6 protein-coding genes are annotated in these 7937 nt (G+C 70.7%); 2 read left to right on the top strand and 4 right to left on the bottom strand.

Annotation, left to right across the window (positions count from 1 at the left end; translation table 11 throughout):
• Window positions 1-199: 199 nt before the first annotated feature.
• The 3 genes from AC07FN_RS45350 to AC07FN_RS45340 form a co-directional block, all read right to left on the bottom strand.
• The gene (locus AC07FN_RS45350; protein ID WP_478401290.1) at window positions 200-1321 is read right to left on the bottom strand and encodes an ROK family protein; all 1122 of its coding nucleotides are present in this window, start codon (window positions 1319-1321) and stop codon (window positions 200-202) included.
• Between the two features lie 170 nt (window positions 1322-1491).
• The gene (locus tag AC07FN_RS45345) at window positions 1492-4176 is read right to left on the bottom strand and encodes a sugar-binding protein (RefSeq protein WP_478401289.1); all 2685 of its coding nucleotides are present in this window, start codon (window positions 4174-4176) and stop codon (window positions 1492-1494) included.
• A 183-nt stretch (window positions 4177-4359) separates the two neighbouring features.
• Window positions 4360-5385: a serine hydrolase domain-containing protein gene (locus AC07FN_RS45340; protein WP_478401288.1), complete on the bottom strand. Its 1026-nt coding sequence runs from the start codon at window positions 5383-5385 to the stop codon at window positions 4360-4362.
• Window positions 5386-5516: 131 nt separating this feature from the next.
• Here AC07FN_RS45340 and tnpB point away from each other — a divergent pair, with 131 nt between their 5' ends.
• Window positions 5517-6902, top strand: a complete 1386-nt coding sequence (gene tnpB / locus AC07FN_RS45335; RefSeq protein WP_478401287.1) for an IS607 family element RNA-guided endonuclease TnpB — start codon at window positions 5517-5519, stop codon at window positions 6900-6902.
• Window positions 6903-7006: 104 nt separating this feature from the next.
• Window positions 7007-7687: a response regulator gene (locus tag AC07FN_RS45330; RefSeq protein ID WP_478401286.1), complete on the top strand. Its 681-nt coding sequence runs from the start codon at window positions 7007-7009 to the stop codon at window positions 7685-7687.
• A gap of 7 nt (window positions 7688-7694) precedes the next feature.
• Here the strand turns inward: AC07FN_RS45330 and AC07FN_RS45325 are convergent.
• On the bottom strand, window positions 7695-7937 hold a 243-nt coding region (locus AC07FN_RS45325; RefSeq protein WP_478401285.1), incomplete at its 5' end, for a transposase family protein.

Raw genomic sequence — 7937 nt, 5'->3', positions numbered from 1 at the left:
CGGCAGCCCCCACACGCCCACCGACGGGATTGCCGATCACCACCAACAACGAAGATCAACAACCCCGCTAGCAAGCACCCACCGGCGGATCCGGGATAGACGAGACAAACGGGCCGTTCACTCCCAGCTGTCCCGCACCAACACGAAGCGAACGGGCTCGGCTCGCTGGAGGTTCCGCGGGTTCCGATGCTGCGGGGCGTCAGTCGCGGAGGGCTCCGGTGTCGATCACCAGGTCCCGGATTCGTTCCAGCGCTCCCTGGGTGACCGCGCGGTCGCCGAGTTCCGCGAAGCGGACGTCCGGGCAGACCGGCACGCGCCGGGCCAGCTCGGACCGGATGCCGACCAGGCCGGGCTCGCCGAGCTCGGCGGCCGCGCCGCCGACCAGCACGAGCGCCGGGTCCACGGCCAGCGACAGCACCACCGCCAGGTGGGTCCACGCCGCGACCACCTCGTCCAGCCTGCCCCGGTCGGCGAGCGCCCGCACCGGTTCCGCGGTGCCGATCTCGTCGGCCAGCCCGCCCAGCCCGTAGCGCTGCTCCACTGTGGAGTCCCCGGCCTGCTCGCGCAGGGGCAGGAGGCCGATCTCGCCGCTGGCGCCGTGCGCGCCCGGCAGCACCCGCCCGCCGAGCATTATGCTCGCCCCGATGAACCGTCCGATGTAGAGCAGCACCACGTCGTCGGCGCCGCGGGCCGCGCCGTGCACGCGTTCGCCGGTGAGCATCAGGTTGACGTCGTTGTCCACCAGCACGCAGTCGCCGAACCGGCCCGCAAGCGCCTCGCCCAGCGCCTCCGGTCCGGTCCAGCCCAGGTCCGGCGCGGTGCCGACGACCCCGGTGCCCGGCGCCACCACGCCCGGCACCGCGACCGCCACGCCGCACACGTCGGAGGCGGCCAAACCGTTCGCGCGGCACAGCGCGACCAGCTCGCCGACCAGCCATGCCGGCTCCATGCGGTCGTCCTCGTAGGCGGCGTGCCGGTGCGCCACCACGGTGCCGGTGAGGTCGGCCAGCGCCAGCTCCGCCCGGCCGCGGGCGAGCCGGGCCAGCAGCACCCAGCGGCTTCGCGGCCGGATCGCCAGCAGCACCGGGCGGCGGCCGCCGGTGGAGCCGGCCGCGCCGATCTCGTGCACCGCCTCGTCCGCCAGCAGGTCCCGGACCAGCCTGGTGATCACCGGCTGGCTGATCCCGGTCAGCTCGGCCAGGTCGGTGCGGGACAGCGGGCGCTCGCGCAGCTGCCGGAGCACCGCCGCGCGGCCGTCCCGCCGCCCGCGCGGGGTCTTGCCTGGTGAGGTCCGCCGATCCTCGGCGAGCGTTCTGGTCACGGGCCGCCTCGACTTTCTTTCTGTCGAAATGAAAGTCTAGCCCGCGCCACTGCCAGATCCAAGGCCGCAAGCCCCGCGGACCCGTGCGCACTTTCTGTTGCCATGGCAACACAAAGCGCACGCGGACCCGGTGAGCGGCCCTGCCGGACGGGACCGGCAGGGCCGCCGCATCAGCCCTCGACGGGCGCGGTGCGGGCGAGCGTGGCGCCACCCGACTCGTAGGACAACAGCACGCGATCAGCCGCGCCGACGGGCAGCCGCACCGTGGTCGCGCCCTTCGGCAGCTCGCGGCTCACCTGCCCGGTGGCCTGCTCGCCGTCCCAGCCGAACAGCCGGACCACGCCCGTGACGTTCGCGGTGAGCTCGACGTCCACTGTCGTCGCGTCCACCCGGCGCACCGAGCGGATCTGCACCGCGTCCGCGGCCAGGCCCGGCGCCCCGGACAGCGGCACTCCGTCCACACTGGACTGCAGGATGCTCAGCGGCGAATCCACGCTCCGGGCCGCGGTGTCCGGCAGCACCGGCTCCTTCGGCCGGGCGGCCGGCGGCTGGTAGCCGGGCAGCTCGGCCAGGCCCCAGCGGTACGGGTCGCCGCGCACGCCCTTCCAGGTCGACCAGCCGACCCGGGTCTGCGTGGTCTTGTCCTGGGTGTCCGAGTCGTAGATCAGCACGTTCAGGCCCATGCGCGCCGGGTCGACGGCGTCCGGCAGCACCGAGAACGGGATCTTCGCCTCCACCGAGTAGCCGCCGTAAAGCTCGGTGAGCTTCGACGCCACCTGCACGCCGGGCGCGGTCTCCTGGCCCGGGCCCTGGTGGTTGTCCGCGTCCCGCTCGAAGCACGGCGGGTTGCCGTGCTCGGGATCGTTGGTGATCGGGAAGATGCCGGACTTGAACGCGGTGGCGGTGTTCTCCGACCCACCCGCCGGGTCGATGGTGATCTCCACCGAATCCGTGCGGCGGTGCCGCTTGCAGTCGTTCGGCTCGATGACGGTGCCGAGGACGTCGTCGGTCACGTGCACCAGCACGTACAGCGCGTCGTCGGTGAAGGTCACCTTCGCGGTCCCGGAGATGTCATCGGCCGGGGCCGGGGTTCCTTCCCACAGCGAGGACAGGTCCAGATCCGGGCCGGTGTACTCGCCGTCGCCCGCCACGCCGTCGACGGCCGGGGCCGACTGCGCCTTCGGGATCGTGGTCACCGGGACCAGCTCCAGCGCCGCCGCCTCGGTTCCGGTCCCGCGCGTCGACGTGGTGTCGATGGTGATCGGGTAGTCGCCGTCGTTGGGAGCGCGGTTGGACGTCGGCAGGCCCGCGTCGGTGTTGGTCACCTCGAAGGTCACCGAACCGGCGGCGCCGGGTGCCAGGGCCGCGTACTCCTTCTCCGCGGCGTCCGCACGGAAGCCGTCGGGCAGGTTCAGCCGCACCGTGCCGCTTTCCGGGGTCTCGCCGCGGTTGACGAGGTCGACCCGCACCGAGCGGGACTGCCCGCTGCCCAGCGTCAGCACCGGCTTGTTCAGGCTGTCCAGCTGCGGCGCGCCGATGCTTCCGGCCCAGTCCCGGAACTGGCCGACCTGCGCCAGCGGCTCGATGGTCCCGCGCACCGCGGGCACGACCCGCACCACGCGCGAGGAAACCCCGCTGGCGCGGTCGGCGGTGTCCAGCCTCGCCGCCAGCCTGGAGCGCGTGTTCGGCGCGGCGTCCGCCGACGGCGTCACGGTGAAGCGGACCGCCTTCTCGCTACCCGGCTGCACCGTGCCGAGCTCGCCCGAGCCGGCGACCTGCCATCCTTCCAGCACGTCCAGCCGCACCCGGCCCTGCGGGATGGCGCGGCCTGCGGCCTTGGCACGGACCGTCACCTCGAACGGCGCGCCCGGCACGACGTCGAAGCGGTCGGCCTCGACCGCGAGCTCCGTGCCCGCCGGCAGCCCACCCGAGCCGGGCAGCACGGCGCCGTCCAGCGCGGCGGTGACCCCGGCGGCGTCCGGGCCGTAGGGGGCGCGGCTGTCGATCTCGGTGAACCAGTCGCAGCCGATCTTCGCGGGGTCCGTCGGCGCGGGCGGGTTGCTCGCCCAGCCCTGGGTGCGGTACTCCCACTCCGCTTCGCGCTCCACTGTGGACCACGGCTTCCCGCCGTTGGCGGCGGACGGATGCCCCGCCCACACGCCGAGCACCCGGTCGGTGGGCTCGGCCGGGCGGTAGCCGGTCGCCTCGCAGTCCGGCCCGGGGTCCGCGGTGCCCCGCGCGCCCGCCTGGAAGATCCGTCCCACCCGCCAGGGGTTCAGGTCCTCGACCGAGATCTGCTCCGGGAACGCCGCCGGGTCACCGGCTTTCAGGTACGCCTCGACGGCCAGCCGCGCCGCCTGCTGGTGGTTGCCGTGGTTCCCCGGCGTCGGCGACGGGTCCATGGTGACGATCACCTTGGGCTTGGTCGCGCGAACGACCCGCACGATCCGGGAGAGGGTGTCCTCGTGGTCCCAGACCTGCTCGGTCAGCGGCGCGCTGACGGTGTAGAAGAAGTCGAGCTTGTCCAGGTTGTAGACGTGTCCGACACCGGCCTTGCCGACCGCGCGCCGCTCTTCGCCCTCCCGGATCAGGCCCAGCGGCGGGCCTTCTTCGAAGCCGACGGCATTGCCCCCGCCCTCTCCCCGGGTCGTCGTGATGACACCGGCCTTGACCCCGTGCTGCTCGCTCCACTGGCCGAGCGTGGACAGCGTGCCTGCCTCGTCGTCGGGGTGCGCGCCGATGAACAGCACGTCGAGTTCCACCGGGTCGGCCGGGCGCGGCACGGCGTCCGCGACCGCTCCCGAACCGAAGGCGAACACCGCGACCGCGGCAGCGATCGCCGGATATTTTCGCATTCTTCCTCCACGAAAAGTGGGACGAGATAAAAAGGAACTCCCGCGCCGGAAAAAATCTCCCGCAACAGAAACTAAGTTCCCCGAAAAGCCCCCGACCACGCGCTTTTCGGCCAGATTCGACCGCATCACCACATCCTCGGGACCGGGGGATCGAGGAATGCTAGGAAGAAGAAAAAGGGAAAGTCAATAGGTGCCCGGAAATCGCGGGCCGCCTCCTCGATGCGCCGGCAACGGCGTCCTCTCACGCCTGGAGGGTCCCCTCCCGGCGTGAGAGGACGCTCGCAAGGGCCGGACCAGCCCCTGCGAATGTCCACGAGGGACACTCGGGTTCACCTGCCGCGAGTGACCTGCGCGAAGCGCGTGATCCGCACCGAGAGCACCACGAGGCTTCCGGCGGCCGCAGTCGCGAGCAGCAGCATGAACGTCGGGTACAGGTACGGCACCTGGATCCAGGCGACGTCCCGGCCGCGGTAGAGCGCGCTGACCACCCGGTGGACGAACGCGAAGGCCAGCAGCGGAATCGCCAGCGGCAGCAGGCGGAATGCGGCGCGAACCGCGCGACCGCTTCGCCGCCCACCGCCGCGAACGCAGCACGCCGCGGGTCGCGAGCAGCACGGCACCCGCGGTCAGCACCAGGAACACGATGTCGGCCACCACTAGCGGATCGTTGTGCTCAGGCGCGGAGGTGCCCTCCACCAGGGCGATGAGCCGATCCGCGATCGCCTTGGCGTCGCCGTGGGCGAGCCCCGTGTTGGCCATGACCGCGATCCCGTACCCGGAAGCCGGCAGCAACGCCTGGTAGGCGGTGGCGGTGAACAGGTCGCCGCTGTGCGCGACGACCGGCGCTCCGGAGCCGGTCGTGCCCACCGACCAGCCGAGGGCGTAGTCGCCGGAGACCTCCGACGACGTGGTGTGCGTGGCGGCGATGGCCGAGGCCGTGGCGACGGTCGCCCCGCCGGGCCCGCGACCCCCGTTGTTCTGCGCGATCAGCCATGCGGACATGTCGTGCGCGGAGCTGAGCACGCCGCCGGAACCGTTGCCGAAGGCGGGCGGTTCCGGCACCGCGACGGCCGAACCGAGCACCTTCAGATGACCGTGCGCGCTCGGCGGCAGCTCGTCGGCCGTGTCGATCGTGCGGCTGTCCGCCATGCCCAGCGGCGCGAAGACGTGCTCCTGGAGGTAGCCGTCGAAGGGCTGCCCGGCGACCACCTCGACCAGCCGGGCGGCGACCTGGAAGTTCGGGTTGTGAACTGCTCGATGGAAGGTGTCAAGTTGCCGAGGAGTGTGACGGCTTGGCGGGTCGCCGGGATTGTCGGTGCCCCTGGGTACTGTTCCTGGTGATGAGCACGGTGTTGCAGGCGTATCGGTTTGCGCTGGACCCGAATCCTGGGCAGGAGTCGGCGTTGCGGTCGCATTGTGGTGCGCAGCGGTTCGCGTTCAACTGGGGGCTGGGCCGCATCAAAGCCAACCGTGATCAGCGGAAAGCTGAAACATCGTACGGCGTGGTCGGGGATGAGTTGACGCCATCTGTGAGCTGGTCGGCCTACAGCTTGCGAAAGGACTGGAACCAGGCCAAGGACACGGTCGCCCCGTGGTGGCAGGAAAATTCGAAGGAGGCGTACTCGTCTGGCTTGGCCAATCTGGCGACCGCGTTGAAGAACTGGGGCGACTCCAACAAAGGCAAACGCAAGGGCCGCAAGCTCGGGTTCCCGAGGTTCAAGGGCAAGCGGGCTGGGTTGTCGTGCCGGTTCACCACCGGCAGTTTCGGTCTCGCCGACCACGACCGGCGGCATGTGAAGCTGCCCCGCATCGGGGTGGTGCGCACGCACGAGTCCACGCGCAAGCTCGCTCGCCACGTGGAGCGCGGGAGGGCGCGGATCCGGTCGGCGACGGTGTCGTACGGGGCGGGGCGCTGGTGTGTGTCGTTCTCGGTGGAGATCACCCGCGACGATCCCGCCCCAGCCCAGCCCGATGTAACGGTGGGGGTGGATCTCGGGATCAAGTCCCTCGCGGTCTTGTCGACCGGCGAGATGATCGCCAATCCGAAGCATCTCGAAGTCGCGCAACGTGAGTTGCGACGGTTGCAACGTCAGGCTTCCCGACGTCAAGGCCCGGACCGTCGTACCGGACAGAAGCCGTCGAATCGTTGGAGCAACACTCAATCCCGCATCGCCAAGCTTCACACCAAGGTGGCCAACGCGCGTCGCGACGGGCTGCACAAGCTCACCACCCGGCTGGTGAGAACCTTCGGCGCGATCGTGCTGGAAGACCTCAACGTTGCGGGCATGGCCCGCAACCGCCGCTTGGCGCGGCAGGTCGCGGGTGTCGGCATGGCCGAACTCCGACGTCAAGTCGAGTACAAAGCCTCCTGGGCCAGGGTGTGCGTGCACATCGCGGACCGGTGGTATCCCAGCTCTAAAACGTGTTCGGACTGTGGCGTGGTGAAAGCCAAGCTGCGCCTGTCCGACCGTGCCTTCACCTGCTCCTCCTGCGGGATGAGCATGGATCGTGACCTCAACGCGGCCCACAACCTCGCCAAGCTTGCTGAGGCCACGACGTCCTCCCCGAGTTGCGGGGCGACGGTAAACGAGCCCGACGGAAACCCACACAAGCCCCGCACCACGCGGGCAGCGGGTATAGCCACGGGAAGACCCGCACCCAACGGCGCGGGCCAACGTCGACACCGCAAGGCGTCGGCTCACGACACGCTTTCACACGTGTCATGAACGGATGCGCGAACGAGTCGCATTGCACGGCGGGACGATCGACATCGGCCCCGAGCCCGGCGGCGGGTTCGCGGTGCGTGCCCGGCTTCCGTTCGAGGTGGCCGATGGGTGAGCAGCTGCGCGTGCTCCTGGCCGACGACGAAGCGCTGTTCCGGAGCACCCTCCGCCTGCTGATCGACGCCACCCCGGGGATGGTCGTGGTGGGCGAGGCGGCCACCGGTTCCGCCGCCGTGGAACTGGCGGCGGAGCGGGCGGCCGACGTCGTCGTGATGGACGTCCGGATGCCCGAGCTGGACGGGATCGACGCCACCGAGCGGATCACCGCGCTGCCGCAGGCGCCGAAAGTGCTGGTCCTCACCACGTTCGACCTCGACGACTACGTGTACCGGGCGCTGCACGCCGGCGCCGGCGGCTTCCTGCTCAAGGACATCCGGCCCAACCAGCTGCTCGACGCGATCCGGGTGATCGCCGCCGGCGAAGCGCTGCTCGCCCCGAGCGTCACCCGGCGGCTGATCGCCGAGTTCACCCGCGGTCCGGCACCGCGGGCCCGGCCCCGCCGCGAGCTCAGCGGGATCACGCAGCGGGAGCTGGAGGTGCTGGCGCTGATCACGCGCGGGCTGTCCAACACCGAGATCGAGCAGCACCTGCACCTCAGCCGAAGCACGGTCAAGACCCACATCGGACGGTTGATGACCAAGCTGGCAGCGAGGGACAGGGCCCAGCTGGTGATCGCCGGCTACGAGACCGGCCTGGCCGAACCTTGGGACGGCCGCAATTTCCATTGAGGTGATCTCAGTGGATTCGGCCGTGTTCGTGGTGGGTGAGGATGAGGGCGGCGTGGACGATGGCGTCGATTTTGCGTGGGCTGGCGGTGATGTGTTGCAGGGTGCGCCAGCGTTGGGTGAGTAGCGCGAAGCCGCGTTCACCTGGGGCTCGTAGCCCTCTGAGCAGGGTGTTGTAGGTGCGGTTGTCGACCTCGAGTGGCCGGCCTTTGCCGGTTTTGTTGTGTTTGATCGGGGTGTGGACGCCGATGCC

This window comes from Saccharopolyspora sp. NPDC045941, from assembly GCF_056431445.1.
The sequence above is the reverse complement of the archived record's forward strand: the minus strand, read 5'-3'. Positions and strand labels throughout refer to the sequence as shown.

Coding starts and splice junctions, on each gene's coding strand:
- AC07FN_RS45345 (WP_478401289.1), bottom strand. CDS start 4,176: ATGCGAAAATATCCGGCGATCGCTGCCGCGGTCGCGGTGTTCGCCTTC.
- tnpB (WP_478401287.1), top strand. CDS start 5,517: ATGAGCACGGTGTTGCAGGCGTATCGGTTTGCGCTGGACCCGAATCCT.
- AC07FN_RS45330 (WP_478401286.1), top strand. CDS start 7,007: ATGGGTGAGCAGCTGCGCGTGCTCCTGGCCGACGACGAAGCGCTGTTC.